Origin of the sequence: Halalkalibaculum sp. DA3122, from assembly GCF_043951865.1 — a bacterium.
In the GTDB taxonomy this organism is placed as follows: Bacteria; Bacteroidota; Rhodothermia; order Balneolales; family Balneolaceae; genus JAMQKA01.
In genome coordinates, this window is the sequence record NZ_JBINJF010000017.1 from 12,656 (window position 1) to 37,920 (window position 25,265).

Here is a 25,265-nt window from a genome sequence, read left to right on the forward strand (position 1 = left end):
CTCCGACATGCTATTGCAAATCTGAGACCGCCCGCTTATGATCTCCACTTCGCTGTTAATTACCAATTTAGTAGTGGCCATTGCCATTATCCTGGTAGCTATTATCGCGTTTCGGTGGAGTCCTGTTGTCGCCCTGATATGCGGAAGCATCTATATGGGACTGGCTTCCGGGCTGGGATTGATGGAAACCGTCCATCAAATTACTGAGGGATTCGGAGAGCTTATGGCAGCAGTCGGTTTGTCCATCGGGTTTGGCGTTATTATCGGGCAGTTGATATATGACAGTGGGGGCGCGCGTTCAATCGCTCTCAAAATGGTCGACATTTTCCCCGGTCAGCTGGTATTCTACGGTATCGGGCTGACGGCGTTTCTCTTTTCGATACCTGTATTTTTCGACGTTACCTTCGTTATTTTGATTCCCCTGGCCCTCGCCCTGGTTAAAGAACTTGATAAGCCTCTTCCCTACGCCGTGGGGGCCATGGTTATCGGGGCGGCTGCTGCACATACGCTTGTGCCCCCCACGCCCAACCCGCTGGCTGCTGCCGATATTTTGGGATTTGATCTCGGGATCATGATCGTGGCAGGCCTGCTTTTTGGCCTCGTCGCGGTCTCCCTCTCCATCAAGATCCTCTTTTATTTTCTCGATCACGGTTTCTGGAACGAGGAGAAAGACCAGGTCAAGGAACCGCTGGAAGTTACGGAGGAGCACCCTCCGAACGCCCCGGGTGCCCTCCTGGCGGTTATACCCATTGTTGCTCCCATATTGCTGATTCTGAGCGGGACCGCATACCAGGCTTTTTCTGAACAGGTCCCCGGTATCATTCAATTTCTGAGTCACAAGGTGATCGCCATGCTTGTGGGGGCCATACTGGCTTATCTCATTGCTGTACGTTCGATGAAGAAAAAAGTCATATCCGATTCTGTTCAAAATGCGATGTCTGCGGCAGGCCTCGTACTGCTTATTACCGGGGCAGGTGGAGCATTTGGAGCAGTCATCGAGAGCACAGAGATAGGCACTACGCTGGCCGGCGGCATAAGCAGTTTTTCCAATTCTGCAATCTGGGCGATCCTCATTACGTACGGGATAGCGCTTATATTTCGTGTCTCCCAGGGATCCGGCACCGTGGCCTCCATAACCACCATGAATATCATGGCCGGGGCCAGCCTGGCGACCACCGTCGGACTTCACCCGGTATGGATAGCGCTGGCGGCCCTTTCCGGTGGAATGAGTATCGGCCATGTCAACGACAGCGGATTTTGGGTTACAGTTGAACTCAGCGGTTTTTCGGTAACCGGCGGATTGAAGATTTACACTTTTGGAGAGTTCATTATTTCAATAATCGTGCTGACGCTGGCTATACTGGGCGGGGTTTTTCTGCCCGTATTTTAGAAGGTTACTGGTTTCCCAACTCCCCATCCACTTTTTTATCAATATCAGCCAGGAATTTGCAGCCGTACGGTTTTGCAGTACTCTTCATCTGCCGGGACGGTTCTGTTTCCATATTTGTCCGAAAATAAATTCGTATTTTTCTTGTTGACTAAACCAAAATCAAGCGATGGTACTTGAGTTGTTCAAGGGCCAGGCCCAACTGTTTATTGGATTGAGAAATGGATAGAATCCAGGAAAAGGTGTTGAGAGATAGTATTAAATCGTGTCCATCTGCAGTGGCATATTATAAAACTATTGACGGGGATGACGACCTTGCCGATTTTGAAATCTGGACCACCAACGATGCTTATGCCCGATTTTTTGATCGAACGCCCGGGGATCTTGCCGGCACCCGGGTATCCGAACTGTTGCCCGATCCTGATAATGCAGCAACCAGCTGGAGACGGGCGTATACCCGGGTTGCTTCGAGTGGACAAAATGAGAAGTTTGAACTTTACCTCAGTAATCTGGACAAATGGTTCGAGGTACAGGTGTGGCGCATCCAAAAGCGGGTTATCGCTACGCTTCTGATCGATATTACTAACAAAAAGGAGGCGGAATTCCAGAGCCAGGAACGCACCAAAGAGCTGAGTGCGATGTACTATCTCTCAAAAATATCGCACCATGATACCTCCCTGGCCGAGATGTTGCAACAGATAGCCGATACGTTGCCCGAAAGCTGGCAGTTCCCGGAAATAGCCTGGTGCAGAATTGTGCTGGAAGGACATGAATATAAATCCGGGTCAACCACCGATTCGCAGTGGACCCAGAGCAGCAGTATCGAAATTGAGGGGAAGCGCCGGGGAAAGGTTGAGATCGGCTATTCGGAAGAACGACCCATTCGGGATGAGGGTCCCTTTCTGAAGGAGGAGCGACAACTACTGGAAGCGGCAGCTGATAGAATTGGACGAATTGTCCAGCGAAAACAGGCCGAAAAAAAGCTGGAGGAGACAAAGAATATTATCGACAGAAGTACACTGGTCGCCTTTACCTGGAAAAATGAGGAAAACTGGCCGGTGGAATATGTTTCGGAAAATGTCCGGAAAGTCTTTGGATATTCCGAAAAGGAGTTCACCTCTGGCAGCGTCACATATGAAGACTGTATCCACCCGAAAGACCTGGAGCGGGTCTTTTCCGAAGTTCAAGCCAACAGCCAAAGCGATGTATCAGAGTTTGAGCACCGTCCCTACCGGATTGTTACCAAACAGGGAGTCGTCAAATGGGTCACCGACTGGACGTTTATTGAGAGAGATAACAGGGGCCAGGTTCTGCATTACCGGGGCATTATACAGGACATTACCGACCGCAAGCAGGCGGAGCAGGAGCTGCGCGAAAGCGAGCAGGTCTATCGCAGCCTGGTATCCAATCTTCCCGGAATTGTATACAACTGTGAAAATGATGAGCACTGGACCATGCTGTATATGAGCGACCGCGTTGAAGATATTACCGGGTACCCGGCAGAGGAGTTTATCGGCAACAGGGTCAGATCCTATGAGAGTATCATCCATGAGGAGGACACCGGGCGTGTGGACCGAGAAGTGCGGGCGGCCGTTACCGCGGGGAAAAAGTGGGAAATTGAGTATCGGATCGTCGACAGGGACGGAGACATTCACTGGGTATGGGAAAAGGGGCAGCCGATCGAAGACAGGGAGAACGAGAGAGTGTATCTAAACGGTTTTATCGAGGATATTACGGAGCGCAAGCAGATCGAGAAAAACCTGAGAACCTCACTGGTAGAGAAGGAAACGCTGCTTTCGGAGATCCACCACCGCGTTAAAAACAACCTGGCGGTAATATCGGGATTGATGCAGCTACAGGTACTTGACACGAACAACAAAGAATTAGAGCATCAACTCTACAACAGCATCGCCCGTATCAAAACCATTGCGAGTGTGCATGAACTGTTATACCGATCGGACAGCTTCTCCAGGCTCAATTTTTCCGATACCATAAAAGAGCTTTTGAGCCATATATCGGATACATTCCAGGCCGATCATTCGGTAACCCGTGAGATCCACTGCGATCCCGTAACGCTGAATGTAAACCAGGCGATACCGGCTTCACTGATACTTAACGAGGTGCTGACGAATGTCTATAAACACGCCTTCACGGGAGATCATCAGGCAAACCTGAAGTTAACGATCGTTGAAGACAACGGGACGATAAATGTTGAAATTGAAGACAACGGAATTGGAATACGGGACGCTCAAAAGGAGGGACAAAACTCGATGGGCATGAAACTTATTGATACCCTAACCACACAGCTGATCGGGAAAAGCGAATATCAAAACACCGGAAATGGGACCAAATTCATCCTCTCATTTAAACGAGAAGACCGGAAAACAGGCGTTGGGAACGCCCTCCTGGATTAACCCTGCATCTCGGTATGTTAGCGGAAAAAATGTTGGCACCCGGCTTCCGCGCCCCATTCAAGACCGGAAAGGCGGGTTCACTTTTTGCCTCCTCTCGTCAGACAGAACTTCTACCAGTTGAACATGGTGCTATAACCCGTTTATACAACCTCCCTTGAAATTCTTCATTCTGCATCCATAATTCCCAACCGATGATTCAGGTTCATTTTTGTTCTCACAAACAGGAATACCCCTGCCTGGGAAATGCTGCAACCACTTTTTGAGTATCTCCCTGCTTGGAGGGCTTTAAAATCCTCGATTCCTCGACCTGAGGGTTGTACTGCCCGCATAAAAGGGCAAATAAGGTCGGTTGTAAACCATCTCCCAACAAATTAGCAGGTTCTGCAAAGGTCCTGATTAAGTATTTCTAACTTGGAAGTGATCCCATAGTTTAGAAAATTACACGTGAAATTAAGAAGGGCAAAGCATGCTTAATTTAAGAGGTCTATGCAAAACCGTTGTTTTGGCCAATATCGGCATTTTCGCGGTTTCGAATCCGCTGAGGGGTTGGTCTTGACCAAAACTCCTGGTTTTTCAATGCCCTTTTTAAGAAAATTTTCACCAGTTTTTACTTGAGCATGCTGGCTGGATACATGCTTTAGGTTCAGGCATTGGGAGCTTTTTTCCGCCAGACGGTATAAAATCAAAAATCAAAAGCAGGAACGTCGGTTTGATGGGTCGACGTTTTTTTATTGTAGGTGCTTGTCCCGAAGAACAGCGGCATACGCTGTCATTTGGCCGCCTGTGGTTCTTCGGCTTCCGTTTCTTCCGGCAAAAGCTGGTCTTTGTACTGAAGTTCATACAGCTTGCGGTAGATACCGCCACTCTTCTCAAGCAGTTCGGCATGCGTGCCCATCTCCCTGATTTCACCTTTGTGCATTACCAAAATATTGTCGGCGCCCTGGATGGTCGAAAGGCGGTGGGCAATCACGATCGAGGTGCGTCCCTTCATCATGCGGTCGCACGCCTTGTTGACAATCGCCTCGGTTTCGGAATCGACGCTGGAGGTGGCTTCATCCAATACCAATATCCGGGGATCGTACACCATGGCCCGTACAAAACAGATCAGCTGCCGCTGTCCCATCGACAACGAGGTGCCCCGCTCATTCAGCTCATAGTCATACGTTCCCGGGAGTCGCTTTATGAACTGGTGGGCCTGGACCTCCCGGGAAGCTTCAATTACCTTCTCCCTGCTGATAGCCGGATTGCCCAGCGTAATATTCTCCATGATGCTGCCCGAAAAGAGGGCGTTGTCCTGCAATACCATTCCAAAATTCGATCGGAGATCCTCCAGTTTTAAATCCCTGATATCCACCCCGTCCAGCAGAATGGCCCCATCGTCAATATCGTAGTAACGCATCAACAGGTTGATAATAGTCGTTTTGCCGGCCCCCGTAGCGCCCACGATAGCCACAGTTTGCCCCGGTTCTACCGAAAAGGAAACATTTTTAAGCACCTGTTCCTCTTTGTTGTAGCTGAACGACACATGTTCAAACTCAATTCTCCCACTGGGATTACGTATAACCCTGGGGTTTTCAGGGTCGGTGATCTCATTTTTGGTATCCAGCACATTAAAAATTCGTTCCGAAGAGGCCAGTGCCGACTGCAGGGTATTGAATTTTTCCGAGATTCCCTGTATCGGCCGGAAAAACTGGCGCACGTATTGTACAAACGCAAGCAGGATACCGAATGTCACCTCTCCCAGCAGGGCACGTCCGCCGCCGTACCAGATCACCAGCGCCAGCGCCAAGCTCGAGATAACCTCGATAGCCGGCCAAAAGATGGCATAATAAAAAATGGTGTCGATGTGGGCTTCCCGGTGCTCCCTGTTGATGGAATGATAACGCTCGCGTTCCCGCTCCTCTTTATTGAAAAGCTGAACGATATCCATGCCATTGATATGTTCCTGTACAAAGGAGTTCATTCGGGCCACCTGGTCGCGCACATTCAAAAATGCCACCCGAACCTTGGCTTTAAACCAGAAGGTAACGTAGAACAGGATCGGCAGCACTGAGATAGAAACCAGGGTCAGTTCCCAACTCATGCTGAACATGAAATAGAGGATAAAGAAGATCCGAAACAGGTCGCCCACCATGTTCACCACTCCGTCGCTGAGCAGCTCACTCAGGGCCTCAATATCACTGGTGGTGCGCGTTATGAGCCGGCCGATCGGGTTCTTGTCAAAAAACTGAACATGAAGGGACTGTATCTTTTTAAATACCGCATTGCGCAGGCTGAACAGCGTACCCTGTCCAAACCAGCGGGTCAGGTAGGTGTTGGCAACCAGCACAATAAACTCTCCGACAAGGGCCAGGGCCAGCAGAAAAATAATCCACAGCAATCCCTCAAAATCGTTTGTACGTATATACTCATCTACGGCAATCTGGGTCAATTTGGGACGCACCGTCCCCAGAAAAGACGCTGTCAGCGTCAGACCGATGCCCAGGAGGACATACCATTTATACGGTTCTATAAAAGAGTAAAGCCGCCGAAGAAGATCCCTGTCGACGGCTTTACTACTGTTCGATTTGTTCACGTACCTTGCTAAATTTTAAAAACGATCGAAATCGTCAAATGGAGTGCGCGGCGTTATATGTTTGGGCTTTCGCTGGTTGTCATTACCGCCGTTGTTATTGCTGTTCTTTTTATTGTAGTTGCGTGAATTACTGTCGCTGCTCCTGCTTTTACGCTTGCTCCGGCCGGAGTTGCTGCTCGACTTGGAGCGGGAACGGCTACTGCTTTTAGAACTCTTACGCTTGCGGAAACGTTTCTTTTTCTTCCGCTTGTCGTTGCCCCGGTTCTTATTCTTGGATCGCCCTTTATTCTTGTTTCCACCGCTGTTGTTGATCTCCTTGAGATAAACCTTGGGCTTGATAATGCCTTTTTCATGAGCGGGATCAGTGAAAATGGGACGAAGCTCGGTGGCAACCCAGGTGGGGAAGAAATCGTCGCGCGCTTCCCTCAGCAATACATACTGGTTGGTATACCGGGCTGAGAAGTGGGTCAGTACCAGCAACTTCGTCTTCGCCTCATTCGCCACCCGGGCCGCATCCTTGGCCGTGGAATGGCCGGTTTCCTCGGCCTTGTCAGCGAGGCTGTCGCTGAAAGTCGCCTCGTGCATCAGTACGTTGGTGTTCATCCCCAGCTTAACCGAGTTCGGGTGATACCGGGTGTCGGTAATGTAGGCAAAGCTGTCTCCCGGGCGCGGGTGCCCCACAATATCATAAGATTTGACGACTGTCCCGTCGTCGAGTTCAACGTCATTCCCCGCTTTCAGCTCCTTGTATTGCCAGTCTTCCGAGATTCCCATCTCCTGAGCTTTTTCGGCATCTACCTTGCCGGGCTTGTCCTTCTCCTGGAATCGATAGCCGATGCAAAATTTGGAGTGGTTCAGCGGTCGGGCTTCAATGTAGTATTCATCCTCATCGAGGACCCGTTCGTGTTCAAAGCCCTCTTCTTCGATCTCTACATAATCGATGGGGTAATTCAGCTCAATACCGGCAAAGTCGACGTTGAACTCCACATACTCCTTGATCCCTTTGGGAGCTACAATCGTCAGCTTTTGGTCTCTGCGTTGTAACTGAAGCGTGGAAAGCAGCCCGATAAGTCCTGAATAATGGTCGGTATCAAAATGAGAAAGACAGATGCATTCGATTTTTGAACGTTTCATTCCACCCTGCAGCATACGCATTTGGGTGTTTTCTCCGCAATCGAATAGAAATATACTTCCCTCTCTCCATACTGCTACCGATGCTAAATGTCTTGTGGCGGTTGGTGTTGCAGATGCAACTCCGAGTGGTACGATAATCATTATTGTTACTCCCGTTTTTTACGTTGGGGGATTGCGTTCAAGCAATGAGACCCCGATTACTTGTTTCTGGTTTTATTTAAATCTCAGCCAATTCTTCTTCTAGCAGTTGTTTTTTGTACATAGCTGAGTATCTACCTTTTTTTTGCAGAAGTTCATCGTGTGTTCCGTGTTCTTTGATTGTTCCTTCTTCCATGTAGTAAATGATGTCAGCATCCTTGATGGTAGAAATCCGATGACTGATCATAATTGTTGTACGTCCTTTTAATTCTTCTCGCAGGTGCTGGAGAATTGCCTCTTCGGTTTTGGTATCTACCGCACTTAACGAATCGTCAAGTATAATAATTTTAGGGTCCCGGATTAAGGCCCTGGCAATGGCCGTCCGCTGCTTTTGCCCGCCGGAAAGGGTAATCCCCCGCTCGCCGAGCATGGTCTCAAATTTTTTGTCAAAATCCATAATATTTTCACGGACCTGGGCCTTTTCCGCAGCTGCGTGTATCTGTTCTTCACTGGCCTCTTCCGTGCCGAAAGCAATATTTTCGCCAATAGAATCGGAAAATAAGAAAGTATCTTGGGGGACGAAACCTATTTCCGCTCTTAATTTTTTAACCGGTATGGTCTTAATATCGATGTCATCGATCAATATGGTTCCCTTTGTCGGATCAAATAGCCGGGGAATAAGCTGCACCAACGTGGATTTTCCGCTTCCTGTTCTCCCCACGATGGCAACATTTTGGCCGGCGTTGACCTTCAGATTTATATTTTTCACGGCATATACCTCGGCCCCGGGATATTTAAATGATACATCGACAAATTCGATCGACCCTTCAATCTCTTTAACTGACTGATCAGTGCGATTATTATCGCTTATTTCCACCTTCTCGGTTAATACCTGGTCTACCCGGTTCCAGGAGGCCATGGAGCGCTGGAACCGGTTAACGGTGTATCCCAGCGACGCTACCGGCCATGTCAGGTAGGCCACATATACAACAAACTCGACGATATTCCCGATCGTCAGCGTACCCTCGATCACGTACTGGCCCGCCTTCCAGATAACCAGGATAATAGAAATACCTATCAAAAAGTTGAGCCCGGGGTGAAACAGCGATTCAACCAGGTCAAGCCGCAGTTTCTTCTTTCGGTACGATTCGCTTTCATCCTCAAACCGATTTTGTTCGTAGTCCTCGCGGTTATACGCCTTAATAAGCCTGATGCTTGAAAAAGCCTCCTGCGCCCGGCCCGCCACGTTGGAGTACTGCTCCTGGATAATCCTGGAATGGGTGTTGATATAGCCGCTGATCCAGTAGGCAAAACCGGAGAGAAGCGGAAGCGGCAGCAGCGCCCAGAACGTCAACTCCGGGCTTACAATAATCATCATGGCGATAACAAATCCCGCCCGGGAAAGCGTGTTGACGGTATACATGAATGCGGGACCAAAGTATTCTCTCACCTTGGAGATATCCTCGGTTGCGCGCACATAAATTTCTCCTTTGTTAAATTCGCTGAAAAAACGTTGAGGCAGCTCCAGCAGCTTGTCAAAAACATCATTCCGGAGGTCGAACTCAATTTTCCGTGAGGTGACGATCAGCGTCTGTCGAGTCGCAAAAAGAAGCAGGCCCGATGCGACCACCGCACCCACCAGCATCAGCGCATTCTCTGCCAATATAGCCCCCGCCTGGCTGCTAAAAAGCACTTCTGCGAGCCCGTCAAAAGAGCCGCCTCCCTTGCTCTCCAGTGCTGCTACTTCATCGATGGTCCGCCGAATAAATATCGGGATCCAGACCAAAAAGAAATTGGAGGCAACCAGGAAAACAGACCCGAGAATGATGGTCCCCAGGTACTTTTTGAAATATGTATTCAGCTTTTTGAGCGATCCTGTCAAGGAGAAATTGTTTTAAAGATCAATAGATTGTTGGCAGACAAGTATTTTACAGCCTGAGAACCTTTTATGTTACAGCCGTAACGAAATGCCTCCGTGCTTTTTATTATTTCAGGAGGTACAACCGAGCAAATTTATATGATATAACAGTGGGTTAGGATGAATGATTCAGATTTAGGTAACAATATTTAGACCCTGGCCAGCTCATATTTTTCGTTCCAGTATTCCGCCAGGCGGAGTCCTGATAAATAGGAGCTTTCTGCCGAGTTCCCTCCCAGGTAATCCCCTATAAGGGCCAGCGGGGCTTCTTCCATCTCCAGTTCCATAAAACGCTCGTCAATCGGGTTCCTGCAGCTTGCATACTGCCAGTAGTGGTAATGCTCGGCCGTGGGCTGGGCGATCCAGTCCTGACCGGTGATGCGCGCAACCTGCTGCAGCAACCCGGAAGCTGCCTTTTGTGGGTCTTCTTCCTTGTTGTTCCGGGCAAACGCGGCGGAAGAGTGAATGACCAGAGAGGTATCGGCATTGTCCCGTTTTGACGATTCATTAATTACCCACTTCAGGTGCTCTCCAGCGCATTCAACAGCATCCCAGTCGGGCACCTCCTGGTTCCTGTAGCTGGCCATCACGGTGAATGAAGGGTCATAGTTAAATTCATCGACATGCCGAATAATACGGCGGGCCGGCGTCTCATCCTGTGCGGTCATCAGGATGCCGTAGGCCACCGTGGCGGGGGTGGCGATGATTACCGCATCACACTCAAAAACGCTGACATCCGTTAAATTGATCATCCACGCCCGTTTTTTGGTGCGGTCGGCCCCGATGTAGGTCAATCCCCCCGCTTGTACGGACGACTTAATATCGACCCAGCGACTCAACTTTTGTGCAACCCTGGAAAAGCCCCTGGTTGACGCATAATGCAGTTCTGGAGAGCGGTTGGGATTCAGATCGTGAAGCTGAGAACCGTCAAAATACTCAAACCGGGACGACCATTCATCCACCAGGTTTTCCTCTTTCAGGTAGTTGACAAATGAGACAAAATCCGGGTTGTTGGCGTGAAAGTGTGAAATCCCGTAATCAAATATATTTCCTTCTCCATCATCGAGCGTGGCCATCCGTCCGCCGAGCGTTCTTGTTTTTTCAATAACGGTTACTTCATGTCCTGCCTGACCCAGTTTTTTACCCGCTACAAGACCTGCCAGGCTCGATCCGATAATTCCTATCTTCATTCTGTAAAATTAAATTTTGATTAGTTCTCAACTATAAAATAGCAAATCATATTGTATAAATCCGAAATTCGAATCACCTAAATCCGGAACTACCTCCAAGCATATCGTATGGACAAATGGACAGGTGATATCTGCCCGCAAGCTCACCGGTTACGAGCCCACCTTGTTGCTATCAAACGGGAAAAATTTATTTCCAGTGAGGACTCTGCAAACAACGGTTTTGCGAACGGACTTTTCCGGTGATTTAAAGAGGACTTTTCAAAACCATCAATTCTTCGTTCTGAGGGAGTTATACTCCCATTAAAAGGTCAGTAGTACAACTACCTCCTAACAAAATAGCAGGTTTTGCAAAGGTCCCTTAAATCTTTCGGTACGGGGTGTTCAAATCGTAAACAACCTCATCCGGGGCTCTACTGCACTCTTGTCAAGCAAGGCGGGCCAGTAGGCGACAATTTCCGCAGCTTTCGGGCGGCCGGCGGCATAGCCAGTTACCCCGCCCGGGCCTGTCAGTACCAGGGGAATAACCTCTTTTCCGAATCGGTCGAGCACTTCCCGGTTCATCCCCGAAACAGAAATTCGAAGCTGAATTTCCTCAAACTCCCGTTCCAGGGCTTCTTGCGTGACCGGGTTTTCACTGCACCCGTTGTAGCCGATATATTCCGCTTTCCACTTCCCCAGCTCAAGCCCGAGCTGTTCGGCCCTGCCCTGCAGGATATCGGCCGCCTTTTGCGCTTTGCCCAGGGCGCGGGGCCAGGAATATACCAAAGTAGAAGTTATTTTATAACCCGCCTTGTAGCTGGCAGAGACCTTGTACGACCGGGGAGGCGGCTTGCCCTTGATATTAAAAACACGAACACGATCCGGCCCGGACTGCTGCAGCTGGAGTGTGGTGAAGTCAGCCACCCCGTCCGGGGTCAGGTAGGCTGATGGGTCTGCGATCTCATACACGAGCTGCTCCTTCACCGTCATCTGGTTGATCAATCCCCCCGTGCCCTCGTGCTTGGTAACGGCAAACGTTCCGTCGGGGAATGCTTCGACAATCGGGAACCCGATATTGACAAAATCTTTGACCTCTTGCCAGTCCGTAAAATTGCCCCCCGAGGCCTGGGCTCCGCATTCAATTATGTGGCCCGCCACAATACCGGAAGCGATCCGGTCATAATCATCAAAATCCCAGCCGAATTCATGTATCATGGGACCCAGAATCAGCCCGGCGTCAAATACCCGGCCGGTGATAACGATATCCGCACCCTGGTCTAGCGCTTCCACAATCGGGCGGCTGCCCAGGTATACATTTGCACTTGTCAGCTGGTCACGCACCGATGTGATCGGCTCACCGGTATCGATATTTTCAAGCTGATGACCCCCCTCGACCAGCGCATCAATTTTTCCCAGGATGTCGTCGCCGTCGACTACCGCTACCGAGATATCCTCGTATCCGCGCTCTTTGACCAGCGTCAATATCGCCTCTTTACACGCCTCCGGATGCACGCCGCCCGCATTGCTGATCACTCTGACTCCGCGCGCCGTGATATACTCCAGGATTTGATCAATAACGTGAACAAAATCGAGGGCGTAACCGTGATCGGGATTGCGCATCCGCTGCTTCTGCAGGATCGACATGGTGACCTCCGCAAGATAGTCCATTACCAGGTAATCGATTGAGCCCTTTGTAACCTGGTCGACCGGTGCCCGGGGCAGATCTCCCCAAAAACCCGAGGCCGATGCAATGCGAATTGAAGATTTCAATATTCTTATCTTATTTTTTCAGTTGACTTTATTTGACTATTCATGCGTCATTATTTGCAAATCATCCCGGCACAGGGTGGTCCCTAATCGTTGCTGTACCCGGTCCGGGCGTGTTGGTCCGAATGGTAAGATAAAAGTTCATCCCAGAGGAACAAATTGCATTGCGTGCCTGAATATTGTCTACATATTCTTCTCGCAGGATATACAACGCACACTTTACCGAGCATGCGGTTGGCAATTCAGGGAACTTCATTTTGTCCCGGCCAATCGTGGACGAAAGTGATACCAATGTGTAAAGTACAGGCTAAAATACTTGCCGGTCTCCCGCGATCACCTTACCATTACTGCATAATGTTGAGCAACTAATATTCAAGTCTGTGTTTATATCAACCTATGATGCAATTATTGTTGGGGCCGGTCCAAATGGTCTGGCGGCCGCTGTAGCGCTGGCTGAGCGGGGCCTTCACGTTAAAGTACTGGAAGCCCGGGAAACGATTGGCGGCGGCACCCGAACACAGCAGCTGACCCTGCCCGGCTTTCACCACGATGTATGCTCGGCCATCCATCCGATGGCACTGGCCTCTCCCTTTTTTAATACGCTTCCGCTGGAAAATCATGGTCTTCAATGGATCTACCCGGAATATCCACTGGCCCACCCGCTGGATGAAGAACCGGCCGTTGTGCTGTACCCTTCACTGGATCAGACGGCCGGAGAGCTGAACCGGGATACCCCGGCATACAAAAAGCTGTTCGGACCGATTATTTCTAACTTCGAACGGCTGATTCCCCAGCTGCTGGCCCCGTTTTCCCCGTTCCCGGACACCCCGATCCTGATGGCCCGCTTTGGGTGGAATGCCGTTAAGTCGGCCCGATCCCTCGCTTTTTCACGATTTGAATCGCACCGCGCGCGAGCCCTTTTCGCCGGACTGGCGGCCCACAGCATCCTGCCACTGGAGCAGTCCGTTTCCGCTGCCATCGGGCTCATACTTGGTGCTGCGGGCCACCATCGCGGCTGGCCCCTTCCAAAAGGGGGATCCCACCAAATTACCAACGCCCTGGCTTCTCACCTCAGAGCCCTGGGTGGCGAAATTGAGACCGACTGCAACGTGGAATCGATCGATCAGCTGGAACATGCCCGGACAGTATTTTTTGACCTCACCCCTGCCCAGGTACTGGAAATTGCGGGAGAATCGATTCCACCGGGGTATGCCAGAAAGCTACAGAAATTCCGCTACGGGGCCGGGGTTTTCAAACTGGACCTGGCGCTCGACGGGCCGATACCGTGGAGTGATTCCCGCTGTCTCAAAGCCGGAACGGTTCACCTGGGCGGCCTCTTCGAAGATATTGCCGACTCCGAACGAGCCACATTTAAGGGCAACCATCCTGAGAAACCGTATGTGCTCGTCGCCCAGCAAAGCCTCTTTGATGATACTCGTGCGCCCGACGGCAAACACACCGCCTGGGCTTACTGCCATGTACCGCAGGGCTCTACCGTGGATATGTCGGAGCCAATATTAAATCAAATCGAGCGATTTGCCCCCGGTTTTCGCGATCGGATTATCGGGCGGCACTCGATGAACACCGAGCAGATCCAACGGTACAACGCCAATTATATCGGGGGCGATATCAACGGCGGGCTGCAGGATATAACCCAGCTTTTCACGCGTCCCGCGGGGCTCTTTAATCCTTATCACATCCCCGAGACTTCGTATTATATCTGCTCCTCTTCGACCCCGCCCGGCGGCGGAGTTCACGGAATGTGCGGATATCACGCCGCAATGTCTGCCCTGAGAAACCACTTGGACACCTGATATCTCCAAAAATATCCTCTAAAGAATAATTACATGCTTTTATTTCACCGTTATTTCTCTTTACAGGGACCTCTGCAAATCAAATTTTGATGGCAAAACAGATTCAACCCAACATTCATGCCTGGTACATGCAACTTTTAAAATACACGTCAAATGCCGGTACTGGGCACGGATACGATTTCGTAAATTCTCATTGTCGTTTTACCATCATCCAACCACATTAATTTTCAGGAGCCGCTGGAGTCCATGCTGAGTGTCAAGGAACAACAGCTTCAAATTCTGTTCTCACTGCTGTCTCGCGGCAAGCGGACCCGGTACGGCAGGCAACACGCTTTCGACAAAATTGAGGGCTACCAGGATTTTTGCACCCGGCTGCCGATCAGCTTTTACAGTGATATTGAAGATAAGATAGAGGCGGTAAAGCAGGGCGCGCCCAACCTGTTGTGGCCGGGAACCACCAACCGGTTTGCCGTTTCCGCCGGCACTACGGGAAAAGGCAAGCACCTCCCTCTTTCAGACGAGCGACTCAAGAGCGATTGCCGGTTTATGCGTTCGGTGGCCTTCAGCTACCTGAAAAGTTGGAATCGTATTCCCCCGGTCTTGGGCAAACATCTGAGCCTTCCGGGCACAGTGGAGCGGAGAGATCACCTTTTAATTGGGGAAATAAGTGGTTTCACGGCCCTGCATTCGCCCTGGTGGCTTCGGCCCTTTCACCTCAAGCCTCCCGCCGAACTGACCCGGCTTCCCTTCAAACAAAAGTTCGAAACCGTTCTTGGGGCCGCCCTGGAATCTGATATCAAGGTCATTGTAGCCGTACCAAGCTGGATTTTAACACTATTCCAGCAGGCTCTCGATCGAACCGGTAAACAAAAAGTTTCGGAAATCTGGCCTAATCTTGCATTGCTGATCTGTGGCGGAGTGAAGCTTTCAAACTACCAACCGCACCTGGAACAGCTCTACGGGGAAAAAGCATCTCCCCTCGATTTTATAGAAACATACGGTTCTTCCGAGGGCTACTTCGCCTATACTGATACGCCAAATAATGAAGATATGAAGCTGGTATACAACAACGGCATATTCTACGAATTTGTACCTGATCCTCTTCCAGAGATGGAATCACTCAGTATTCAGCCGACTATACCGTTGTGGCAGGCAGAGCCCAACCGGCCCTACGCCATGCTCGTAACCACCAATGCCGGGCTTTGGCGTTATGCGGTCAATGATATCGTGGAGTTTACCTCGGTCACGCCTCCGCGCATTTCAGTTATGGGCCGATTAAGTGAGATGCTGGATGATTTCGGAGAAGCCCTTCACCTCTATGAAGCGGAACAGGTTCTGAACGAAACAGCGGGCAGGATGGAAATCGAAACCTGCTCGTTTACCGTGGGCAGCAGCATTACGTCTGAGCAGGAACTGCCCCGACACCACTGGTTTGTACAGTTTGTGGAACCTCAGCACAAGCAGACACTCGAACGACTTGCCCGCGCTGTTGACCAGTCCCTGCAGGAAAAGAACAGGCATTACGCCATCCGGAGAGAAAGTGGTGCACTGGGCCGGCCAGTAATCCGTTCAATCACCCAGCAGGAAATCAACAGCTGGCTGGACCAACAGGACAACAGTTCTGCACAAAGCAAGCTGCCCAAACTGCTGAAAAAACGGGAAGATATTGACTTTTTCCTTCATCAATAGGGCCTCATAACATCTTGATATCGATCTCGTGTGGCAGAAATATTTCTTTATTGCATGAATACATCCACAGGCGAAGGAAAAATACCATTTCAAGGGTATCCCAGGTCCAGAAAATCCCAGCTGTAAACGGGACAAAAGCGATCATGCTGATACATATGTGAACAGCAATTCGTAATGATTAAGCAGTTTTAACAGGGGAACGTTCATTTTATAAGTATTTATTTTTTATACTTTTAAAAGCACGATACCTATCATAAAACTGTCAAGGGTGAAATCATGAGTTCAGAGAATAAAATTACCGCTTTCTGTCTGTGTTTCTGTATGTTTTTTATTGCCTCAACAGCTACCGGACAATCAACCTATTCAGATACCTACCTTTACTCTCCTGGTTCCGATTTGCAATCAGTCCATTCTACAGCCGGGATTTTTCCATTTCAAAACACGGGAACGGGTATCACGAACGACGCCGGGGAAAAAACACGGCGAAATACCACGTCGGTGACTGCAGGATATATCGAAGATGAATTTAACCTGAGAAGTGATAACGGAAGCTACCGATACCGGTTTAACGGCAAATCGACGGGTATTATGCTGAGCTCCAGATCCTCTTCTGCCATATTCAGTTACGGTATTGCTGATGCGCAGGAGACCGAAGGAGATATTCGAAGTATCACAGCCGACCTAAACCTGGGCGGTAATATTAGCATCTTTCGGCACCTGTTTGGCGTGCCCATCGGCAGCTTTATTCCCGTTCGGGTAAATATGGGCTACCGGAATCTGGAACTGATGGACAACACGGAATATCCGGGGCACGCTGTCAATATCGGCACCGCCAGCCTGGGTGGCGGACTCGGCGCCCACATTCGAATTCCCACCGGCCTGCCGGTCTTGCAAGATAACCTCACCGCGTTTGCCTCGGTAGTTACCAGCGTTGGGGGGATCGGCGAATTTTCCGGGCTCACCAACGACCCGATGCCCGATTCAGGGGACGCCATAAGCGGTATCCGGCTCACCAAAAACACCGATTTCAATTTTGAAGCCAAGTTTGAACGCCTGCTCGGTGGCAAAACAGGCGTTACGGCAGGCCTGACCCTGCGCTGGCTGCACTGGACCGATGAAAGGGCAGACAACGCCAAACAGCTGCTGGATGTGATTTCCGGAAAACAGCAGGGCTTGGGATTGCAAGCTACCCAATCCTTTTTCCGGATAGGAATTAACTGGTAAGCACTACACCAGTTTGTGCAATCGTGCCGCCAGGGTTTTCTTTATTTAGAGGAAGCCCGACTGAAAGGGAGCTTTGCAGAACCTGCTATTTTGTTGGGAGGAGTTGTACCACCGCCCTTGTTGACCTTTTAAACGGAAGTAAAACTCAGAACGAAGAATTGAGGGGTTTGCAAAACCCTCTGGAAATAAAGATCAACCTCCGTAATCTGAAGGCTGGTGAGCCCCCTTTTTGAGGACCCATTATTTTACGACCAGGTTCACAATCTTGCCCGGCACAAAAATCTCTTTTACCAGCTTCCCGTCATCCAGATACCGCTTGACGTTTTTCTCCTCCTTGGCCAGACCCAGCACGAGCTCCCTGTTCTCAGCCTTATCAGTGGATACTTCAATCTCTCCGCGGACTTTGCCATTCACCTGTATGGCGTAGGTCGTTGTTTCGTCGACCAGGTATTCCTCGTTGAATTCGGGCCATGCAGCATATGCTATGGACTGGTCATGTCCCAACCTGCTCCAAAGCTCTTCCGCTATGTGAGGAGCGAAGGGAGAGAGCAAAACAAGAAACGACTCCAGGCTTTCACGGGGAATCTGGTCCCATTTATACGCCTCATTGATAAAAATCATCATTGCAGAAATTGCCGTGTTAAAGGAGAGGTTCTCCACATCACCAGTTACCTTTTTAATACATTCATGCAGCGCTTTTAACTGCGCTTTTGACGGCTCCGTATCCTGTACAGCGCTGTTTATTTCACCGCTCTCCTCATCGATAATCAGCCGCCAGACGCGACCCAGGAAGCGATAGACCCCGTCCACATCCTTGGTGCTCCACGGTTTGACCTGCTCCAGCGGACCCATAAACATTTCGTACAAGCGCATCGAATCGGCCCCGTATTGAGCTACAATATCATCCGGGTTCACTACATTTCCGCGCGACTTCGACATCTTGTGGGCCTTCGCATCCACCTTGATGTCGGTCCCTTTCAATACAAACCCGTCACCTTTCTTATCGATTTCGCTCTCGTCGAGCCTGACCTGCTCCACATCCTCCAGCTCTTCTGCTTCGTCCGGTGAAATCCATTTTCCATCTTTCTTAAAACCGGTATACTCCATCTCCCCGAGGATCATCCCCTGGTGCACCAGCCGCTGGAACGGCTCTTTGGTGGAGACCACCCCGCAGTCATACAACACCTTGTGCCAGAACCGCGCATAGAGCAGGTGCAGCACGCTGTGCTCGGCGCCGCCCACGTACATATCCACCGGCATCCAGTATTTTTCCTCGTCAGGGTCCACAGGTGCCCCGTCAAAATCGGGACTGCAATACCGCAGGTAGTACCAGCAGGAGCCCGCCCACTGCGGCATGGTGTTGGTCTCGCGCAGGGCCGGCCTGCCGCTTTCGGGATCAGTGGTTTGCACCCAGTCTTTGGCCCGGGCCAGCGGCGGATCGCCATCGGGCGTAGGTTCAAAATCCTCAACCTCCGGCAGCGTTACCGGCAGGTCGTCTTCATCCAGCGGCTTCGGCTCGCCATCCACGTGGATAATCGGGAACGGTTCGCCCCAGTAGCGCTGGCGGGAGAACAGCCAGTCGCGCAGCTTGTAATTGACAGACTTCTTCCCCTGCCCTGTTTCTTCCAGCCAGTCCGTGATTTTCTTCTTGGCCTCATCCACCGAAAGCCCGTTCAGGGAAACCTCATCATTTTGGGAATTGACCAGCACGCCCTCTTCGGTATCGGTATAGGCTTCTTTGGTGATATCGCCGCCTTTGACGACCTCCACGATATCCAGATCAAACTCCCGGGCAAACTCCCAGTCGCGCTCATCGTGACCCGGAACGGCCATAATCGCACCCGAGCCATAAGTAGCCAGGACATAATCGGCCACTAAAATCGGAATTTCTTCTCCAGTCGCGGGATTGATCGCATTCGCGCCGGTAAATACGCCCGTCTTCTCCTTGCTGAGCTCGGTGCGCTCCAGGTCGGATTTCCGGGCCGCTTCTTCCTGGTAGGCTTTGACCGCTTCTTTCTGATCATCGGTCGTGATTTTATCGACCAGTTCATGCTCGGGCGCCAACACCATGTATGTAGCACCAAAAATCGTATCAGGACGAGTGGTAAATACTCTGATGTCTTCCTCGTAGCCGGAAATCGGGAAGTCGATATCGGCACCGATTGACTTGCCGATCCAGTTGCGCTGCATCTGTTTGGTGGATTCGGGCCAGTCCAGGTCGTCGAGCCCTTCCAGCAGGCGGTCGGCATATTCGGTGATCTTGAGCACCCACTGGCGCATCGGCTTTTTGACGACGGGGTAGCCGCCCACTTCGCTCTTGCCGTCGATCACTTCTTCATTGGCCAGCACGGTTCCCAGCTCGGGGCACCAGTTCACGGGCACGTCATCCTCGTAGGCCAAGCCCATGTCGTACAGCTTCAGGAAGATCCACTGGGTCCACTTGTAGTAGTCGGGATCCGTGGTGTTGACCTCGCGGTCCCAGTCGTAGCTGAAGCCGAGCGACTGCAGCTGCTCGCGAAACCGGTTGATATTCTTTTCAGTGGTGTCGCGCGGGTGGGTGCCGGTCTTCACGGCGTACTGCTCGGCGGGCAGGCCAAATGCATCCCAGCCGATGGGGTGCAGCACGTTGAAGCCCTGCATGCGCTTGTACCGCGCCAGGATGTCGGTGGCGGTGTAGCCCTCCGGGTGACCTACATGCAGGCCGGAACCGCTGGGATAGGGAAACATATCCAGCACGTAATATTTGGGCTTGTCGTGGTTCTCCGGCGTCTTGAAAGTCTTATTCTCCTGCCAGTATTCCTGCCACTTGGATTCAATATCTTCCGGATTGTACGAGCTCATGCAGTCTGTTTTAACTAAATGTTAAATTTAGGATTAGTCGCCAAAGATAAGGAAAAAAAGGGGTGTATCGAAGAGAGGATTATTGGTTCTGATAATGAATGGAGAAATAGGAATTCCTATTTCTCTGCGCAGTCGTCGTCTTCTCATTCCGCTGCATCAGCATTCCTTTAACCCTATTTTATCCCAAAGAACCCCGGGGTGAACCAGATTTTCTGAACGAAGATTGAATCAACGATGTCTTTCTATTGAAAATCTCAACCTCAACTGAAAATTAGGAAACAGGAACCGCATGTATCAGCTGAATCAAACGCAGACCCTGCAAGCCCCGATCGAAGAGGTATGGCGGTTTATTGCTCATCCGGCCAACCTCAACAAGATCACGCCCCCGGAACTCAATTTTGTGATCACTTCTCCCGTTCCGGATACCATGCACAACGGTTTGCTGATCCGGTACGAGGTGACGCTTCCGCTGCTGGGAGTATCAGACTGGGTGACGGAGATCAAACATATTATCCCCAGCCGGCAGTTTATCGACGAGCAGCGGATCGGCCCGTATCGCTTTTGGTACCACTTCCACGGGCTGGAGACCACCAGTGACGGCGTGGTGATGACCGACCAGGTCTCCTATTTGCCTCCCTTCGGTGTACTTGGAAAGCTTGCAAACCGGCTGTTTATCAGGAATCAGCTGGAGTCAATTTTTGACTACCGCTACCGTGCCCTGGAAGCCCGTTTCGGTTAAAAATTCTGGATGAGGTATTTTTTGATTGCCACATTTAATCGGCGCAGCAACCTCACGACATGTCCCATTCTCAGAAGATTTAACGAGTTGAGGCTATCCACTTTCTTTTGTTACAGCCGGTTTTATTCAGACACCGATGTTTTCCGGATAAAACGGCGTGCGGCCCACAAACTTCCCAGGTATCCCATAAAGACCGAAAGCAACAGCATCGCCCCGCAGAGATAATACCAGCGCCCAAACGGCCAGGACAAGACCCCGAACTGCGGGATATATTCCGGCAGCAGGAACAGGAAAAACAGGTACATAACTCCTACGGCCGCCACTCCCGCTATCAGTCCCTGGATGATCCCTTCCACCACGAAGGGACGACGAATAAAGGCATTGGTGGCTCCGACCAGCTTCATCGCCTTGATCAGGCCGCGTTTGGCATAGATGGTCAGGCGTATGGTGTTAAACACCAGGATTAAAGCGGCTAACAAGATCAACAGCCCGATCCCTCCGCCTGCAACGGCGATCGTTTGGAACCGCGATTGCAGCATCTCCAGCAGCTGCTGGTTAAATTGGACCTCCTCGACTCCCCGATACTCCTCAATCCGTTCCACCAGGACTGCTATATCACTGACTTCAGCCTCCGGATCTATACTGAGTCGAAAAGAGGCCGGCAGAAATTTCAGCTCTGCCAGCGACTCTCCTCCCGCACCAAACTCCTCTCGAAAAATGGCCGCAGCGCTGTCTTTTGAGATATAGGTAAACGACTGTACCAGGGGCTCCTCTTCCAGTTTATCCCGGAGTTCCCCGGTTGTCCGTTCATCCAGGTCTGCCAGGAACACCTCCACGTCAATCGACTGTTTCAACGCGTTGCCCACCTCGTAAACGTTATATGATATTCGCGCCAGTATCCCCAGCAAAAGGACTGCAATAAACAACGAAAAAATGGACGTAAAGGAGGCCAGGCGCGCCCGCTTGAAGCCTGCCAGACCCTCTTTAATAACGTAACCTAAACTCATGTTTTATACTTTGTATCAATAACAGCTGTTTCACCCCTTATCGGGGATGCCGCAAGATGATTTTTCCTGTTTTCAGTTGTTGAATACCGCCCGTACGCCAAACATGAACCGGCGGGGCGGCATCGGGTAACCGGCCGTCTCAAAGTAGCCGAGTTGACTAACATCGTCAAGCACATTTTCAAAGCGGAGCACAAACATGATGGAGCGCACCCGTGCGGAAATATCGACATCCAGTCGACTGTACCACGGCAGCGGCTGATCGGTGCTGGCGGGCTGCCAGTAGTCCAGGGCCGGATCGTAATGTTCGGCAAGATACTGTCTGGGAGAAAACATCCCAGAGAGTCCCGCCTTCACGTAGGTAGCCCGGTTAAAAAGATATCCTTTCCAGTACGCCCCTCCCTTCAGCCAGATGCGGGTCGTGTTAAAGGCGGGTATCTCACCAGCCGGATCCAGCTGAATATTTCGATATTGCTGTACCGTGCCGGAGCCCGACAATTCAAAACGGGAATTCTCAAAATCCATGAAGCCGGTAACCGAAACTGCTTCATATCCCGGTATATTCACGAACTGGCCATCGGTATTCAGCAGGATACCATCCTCTATCTGCTTGAGCTGCCCCCTGCCCCCCACGCTGCCCCCGCTGAAAAGGCGTAATTCAGCAGATCCGTGGAGTTCCGTAATCTTTTCCGGATTCAGGTTTTCAGATCCCTCCACTCCCGATGAACTCCAGTAAAGCTGCTGCAGGGTTGCCATGCGGGTGCCGCGCGACCCTCCTCCCACAAGCTTCAGGCGGCCGCTGAAATCCAGTTCCATGTCAGCCCCGATCGAGTAGTCACGCTGTTGCCCGCGCTGCCTGAACGAAGCTCTGCCAACAGCTTTTCCCCAGGCAACGGGTTCAAACGCCGCATTTCCCGTGGCCGTCAGCTGGCTCCAGCGACCGATATCCAGGCTGGATGCCTCCCGTTCCCTGTTCGTAAAAAGCTCGTAGCGCAGCAGCCCCTCCACTCTGAATGGATTCAACTCCATCCACTTGTGCGCGTAGGCCCCGACCGAACCCAGTGTATAGCTGGTCGTATCCTCCGAAAACCGAACCAAACGCTTTTGGTTGTTCATAAACATCCCCGCCCGAAACCGCTCGGTCACAAGTGTGGAGTCGGCCGGCCGCCGGTGATAGGAAAGGGCTACCGTGGTGTTCCCTGATTCCGACCTGCCGCTCGACTGATTGGCCGTGGCGGAAAAACGATTGAAAGCAAAATTCTGCAGGTCCGGGATGTTGTAACCAAACGGTTCCCCAAGATTCCTGCTGCCGGTTAAAAAGCGCAGTTTAAAAAACTGCTTATTGTCATATTGATGATAGACCCGGGCGAATATCTGGCTGCCGGTAAACGAGGAGTTACTGTATCCCCCCCCGCCGCGCCGGTCCCAGTAGCTCAGTTCCGCATTTGTTTTTTGGGTAAAATTTTGTGTAACCCAAAATTCAAGGGCCCGCCGGTCATATTTACTTTCATCAAAAATTAGTCTTGATCGGGGCTTGTTTACGTAATACTGTTTCAGGTGAAAGTTGCTTGTGTGGGTGATCCCCCGGTTCTGCTCATGTATGGATTCGATCTTGTGGATCGGTATTACATTCCAGTTTACGGTGCCACTTACCCGATTCTGCATCGGGATATCTTCCCAAAGCAGCTGCTGATGACGCGGTTCGTGAGCATCAATCATGATTGCATTGCTGCGACCCACCGTACCCAAACGAAAGCTAAGTACCCCGGGATCCCGATTTTTTTTAACCGTCCAGTCGGGCCAGTTTTGCCACCGCATCAGGCTGTCATTTGACACCATTTGGGCATCAATAGCCTGGTTATATTTCCAGGGAACAATCGTTATCGCGGGCTCAGGTGGACCGGAAGTGGTGTCCTGGAGCGTGGTGTCAGCAACAGCCGCGTTTACCCGGGCATTTTCCAGATCGATATCCGGAGCCAGATCAATCTGAAGGGAGTCAACAGGAAGTGAATCGATCCGTAGCGAATCAACCTGAGCCTGCAGGTCAGATACACCGGTCACGGCAAAAATGAGGAGCGTGATGAGGTATGTCAGAATCTGTCGACTCAAGCCCACTCGGGTTCTAGGCCGTATGGCATCGTATCGAGGTCCAGCAGCACGCGGCGGACCATCTCCATCGCTACTGCTACGGTTCGTTCTTTGTTGACAAGCCGGTTATTGGTAAAAAGTGTGTTGAGGGCAAAATGTTTCCCGGTTGACCAAAACCCGACCCATATCGTTCCAACCGGTTTCTCATCGGTTCCCCCACCGGGACCTGCAATCCCGGTGGTGGACACCCCGATATCGGTACCGTATTTCCTGGCAATTTGCCGGGCCATCTGCAGGGCCACCGGTTTACTGACGGCCCCGTGTTCAGCCAGCATGGACCGGGAGACGTTTAATTCATCCGTTTTGACTTTGTTGGCATAGGCAACCGTCCCTCCCGTCACGTAGTCACTACTGCCCGGAATATCCGTAAGTGTACTTGCCAGGAGTCCGCCTGTGCAGCTTTCAGCCGTCGCTATTGTCAGCTTTTTTTCCCTGAGTTTTGCGCCGAGGGCTTCACTGAGCTGCAGGTCTTTCCCTTCGCCGATAACCAGATCGCCGGCCTTTTGATAAATGTAATCGGCGACCGGCTTTATCTTTTGTTCGATCTCCTCCACTGAACGCCCGGGACTGGTAATCCTGATACGCACGCCGTAGGGGCTCGGCAAATAGGCGACTGTTGTCCCGCTTTGCAGCAGATGGTCTAACTCCCCGATCACTTCATCACTGAGCGTGCTCTCCCCGATGCCGGCCGTTACCAGGTATCTTGAGCGCCGAAACCACTGATCCTGAAGCTTTTCGCGCAACCTGGGGAGCACTTTTTCGCGCATCAGGTGCTTCATCTCGAACGGGACGCCGGGTAATACCGCCAGGCTACACCCATATTCTTCAAACCACAAGCCCGGGGCCGTGCCCTGCGAGTTGAATAAAACCTCTGCGTTTTCAGGTCTCTCGGCCTGGTGGTAATTCGATTTTGTAAACGGGATATTCCTCTTTTCGAACATCTCCTTCACAAAACTGAGCACCGACTCGTCAATTACAGTTTCCACCTCAAACAGCTGCTGGAGCGCCAGCTTGGTGACATCATCATGGGTGGGCCCCAATCCGCCGGTGGTAATAACCAGGTCGCACTGCTCCATACTTCGTTTCAGGGTTTGTTTTACCACGTCAAGATCATCTCCGATGGTATGGATCCCGAGAACCTCCACTCCCTCTTCCGTCAACAGCTGTCCAATCCAGCTGGCGTTGGTATTGACGGTGTCACCGATAAGAAGCTCATTGCCGATACTTATAATCTCTGCTTTCATAAATGGATTTGGCGATTCATGGAATGAAGAGAAAATATCAAACTCTGTACGCTTTTCGAA

General features: G+C 51.0%; 15 protein-coding genes. 6 read left to right on the forward strand and 9 right to left on the reverse strand.

Going from position 1 to position 25,265, the window contains the following annotated elements; translation table 11 throughout:
• Positions 1–37: 37 nt before the first annotated feature.
• The gene (locus ACG2F4_RS11975; RefSeq protein WP_395261012.1) at positions 38–1,390 is read left to right on the forward strand and encodes a GntP family permease; all 1,353 of its coding nucleotides are present in this window, start codon (positions 38–40) and stop codon (positions 1,388–1,390) included.
• Between the two features lie 275 nt (positions 1,391–1,665).
• Positions 1,666–3,801 carry a PAS domain-containing protein gene (locus ACG2F4_RS11980; RefSeq protein ID WP_395261014.1) on the forward strand — a complete coding sequence of 712 codons (2,136 nt, stop codon included), beginning with the start codon at positions 1,666–1,668 and terminating at the stop codon, positions 3,799–3,801.
• A gap of 769 nt (positions 3,802–4,570) precedes the next feature.
• On the opposite strand, the gene ACG2F4_RS11985 is transcribed toward ACG2F4_RS11980, so the two are convergent.
• The 5 genes from ACG2F4_RS11985 to ACG2F4_RS12005 all read right to left on the reverse strand — a co-directional run bounded on the left by ACG2F4_RS11985 (position 4,571) and on the right by ACG2F4_RS12005 (position 12,505).
• Positions 4,571–6,376 (reverse strand): ABC transporter ATP-binding protein, encoded by a 1,806-nt coding sequence (locus ACG2F4_RS11985; protein WP_395261016.1) that lies wholly within the window; start codon positions 6,374–6,376, stop codon positions 4,571–4,573.
• Positions 6,377–6,391: 15 nt separating this feature from the next.
• Positions 6,392–7,651, reverse strand: coding sequence for a ribonuclease Z (gene rnz, locus ACG2F4_RS11990; protein WP_395261017.1), 1,260 nt, complete (start codon positions 7,649–7,651; stop codon positions 6,392–6,394).
• Positions 7,652–7,727: 76 nt separating this feature from the next.
• On the reverse strand, positions 7,728–9,530 hold the full coding sequence (locus ACG2F4_RS11995) for an ABC transporter ATP-binding protein (protein WP_395261018.1): 1,803 nt from the start codon (positions 9,528–9,530) through the stop codon (positions 7,728–7,730).
• Between the two features lie 185 nt (positions 9,531–9,715).
• Positions 9,716–10,756, reverse strand: coding sequence for an NAD(P)/FAD-dependent oxidoreductase (locus ACG2F4_RS12000; RefSeq protein ID WP_395261020.1), 1,041 nt, complete (start codon positions 10,754–10,756; stop codon positions 9,716–9,718).
• 381 nt (positions 10,757–11,137) lie between these two features.
• Positions 11,138–12,505, reverse strand: a complete 1,368-nt coding sequence (locus ACG2F4_RS12005; protein ID WP_395261022.1) for an acyclic terpene utilization AtuA family protein — start codon at positions 12,503–12,505, stop codon at positions 11,138–11,140.
• 377 nt (positions 12,506–12,882) lie between these two features.
• Between ACG2F4_RS12005 and ACG2F4_RS12010 the strand changes: the two genes are divergently transcribed.
• The 3 genes from ACG2F4_RS12010 to ACG2F4_RS12020 all read left to right on the forward strand — a co-directional run bounded on the left by ACG2F4_RS12010 (position 12,883) and on the right by ACG2F4_RS12020 (position 17,229).
• Entirely contained in the window at positions 12,883–14,316 is a 1,434-nt protein-coding gene (locus ACG2F4_RS12010; RefSeq protein WP_395261024.1) for a phytoene desaturase family protein, read from the forward strand.
• 246 nt (positions 14,317–14,562) lie between these two features.
• Positions 14,563–16,005, forward strand: coding sequence for a GH3 auxin-responsive promoter family protein (locus tag ACG2F4_RS12015; RefSeq protein ID WP_395261026.1), 1,443 nt, complete (start codon positions 14,563–14,565; stop codon positions 16,003–16,005).
• A gap of 396 nt (positions 16,006–16,401) precedes the next feature.
• Positions 16,402–17,229 (forward strand): hypothetical protein, encoded by an 828-nt coding sequence (locus tag ACG2F4_RS12020; protein ID WP_395261028.1) that lies wholly within the window; start codon positions 16,402–16,404, stop codon positions 17,227–17,229.
• Between the two features lie 240 nt (positions 17,230–17,469).
• On the opposite strand, the gene leuS is transcribed toward ACG2F4_RS12020, so the two are convergent.
• Positions 17,470–20,070 (reverse strand): leucine--tRNA ligase, encoded by a 2,601-nt coding sequence (gene leuS / locus ACG2F4_RS12025; RefSeq protein ID WP_395261030.1) that lies wholly within the window; start codon positions 20,068–20,070, stop codon positions 17,470–17,472.
• A gap of 289 nt (positions 20,071–20,359) precedes the next feature.
• On the opposite strand from leuS, the gene ACG2F4_RS12030 reads away from it, so the two are divergent.
• Complete coding sequence (locus tag ACG2F4_RS12030; protein ID WP_395261032.1) at positions 20,360–20,809, forward strand: hypothetical protein; 450 nt, start codon at positions 20,360–20,362, stop codon at positions 20,807–20,809.
• Positions 20,810–20,931: 122 nt separating this feature from the next.
• Here the strand turns inward: ACG2F4_RS12030 and ACG2F4_RS12035 are convergent, their stop codons facing one another.
• The 3 genes from ACG2F4_RS12035 to ACG2F4_RS12045 form a co-directional block, all read right to left on the reverse strand.
• Positions 20,932–21,816 (reverse strand): cell division protein FtsX, encoded by an 885-nt coding sequence (locus ACG2F4_RS12035; protein WP_395261034.1) that lies wholly within the window; start codon positions 21,814–21,816, stop codon positions 20,932–20,934.
• Between the two features lie 72 nt (positions 21,817–21,888).
• Positions 21,889–23,922, reverse strand: a complete 2,034-nt coding sequence (locus tag ACG2F4_RS12040) for a putative porin (RefSeq protein ID WP_395261036.1) — start codon at positions 23,920–23,922, stop codon at positions 21,889–21,891.
• Positions 23,919–25,205 (reverse strand): competence/damage-inducible protein A, encoded by a 1,287-nt coding sequence (locus tag ACG2F4_RS12045; RefSeq protein WP_395261038.1) that lies wholly within the window; start codon positions 25,203–25,205, stop codon positions 23,919–23,921. Before ACG2F4_RS12045 ends, ACG2F4_RS12040 begins: the two co-directional genes overlap by 4 nt.
• Positions 25,206–25,265 lie beyond the last annotated feature (60 nt).